Raw genomic sequence first — 624 nt, forward strand, 5'->3', positions numbered from 1 at the left:
CGGGCATAGTTCAGAAGCATAATTTGATACTTAGCTGGTATAATTCCGCCTTTACCCTCTCGCTTTTCAAAGGGGTAAGTCCATTTATAAACAGCAGACACATGGCATTGAGAAATCAACGACACACGTTTTGCACCACCTAAATATTTTATAATCATAACTGCTGGAGTAATCATGTAATCCAAAATTTCTGTCATATATTTACGTATTACGCAAATATAAGCAAAATTTTCGTAATACGCAATATTGATTATTTAATAATTTTAAGAGAGAAAAATAAAATGGATTTTCAAAAGCTAATAAAAATGTGGATTAATGAAAAATTAAATGAAATGGGGCATGGAAGCCGTAAGGCTTTAGGGCAACATTTAGGATTGAGTCCATCATCTATTACGCGCTTATTATCGATTGATGACTCTGACTCTAAAGCCTACCGTGATATTACTGCAGAAGAGCTAGTGAATCTACACAGTTTCTTTAAGGAGTATCCTCCGTATCCGGCTTTAAGCAAGATAGATCAAGATTTTTATGATCTATATTCGTCTTGCAATGAAGAAGAACGGAGGGCAGTTTTAGCGTTTCTTCATACTTTAATCGAATCAAAAAAGCGATAACTGCTGTTTT

1 protein-coding gene and 1 pseudogene are annotated in these 624 nt (G+C 34.5%); one reads left to right on the top strand and one right to left on the bottom strand.

All coding sequences use genetic code 11. From position 1 onward, the window contains the following. A pseudogene (locus tag ACFILW_RS10725) lies at positions 1-197 on the bottom strand (hypothetical protein); the annotation flags it as partial. Between the two features lie 84 nt (positions 198-281). Here ACFILW_RS10725 and ACFILW_RS10730 point away from each other — a divergent pair. Then, entirely contained in the window at positions 282-614 is a 333-nt protein-coding gene (locus ACFILW_RS10730) for a hypothetical protein (protein WP_375685827.1), read from the top strand. Positions 615-624 lie beyond the last annotated feature (10 nt).

Source organism: Bartonella sp. TT110JLCBS (genome assembly GCF_042193405.1).
In the GTDB taxonomy this organism is placed as follows: Bacteria; Pseudomonadota; Alphaproteobacteria; order Rhizobiales; family Rhizobiaceae; genus Bartonella.

Excerpts from the sequence above, each read along its gene's own strand:
- ACFILW_RS10730 (WP_375685827.1), top strand. The coding sequence starts at position 282 with ATGGATTTTCAAAAGCTAATAAAAATGTGGATTAATGAAAAATTAAAT.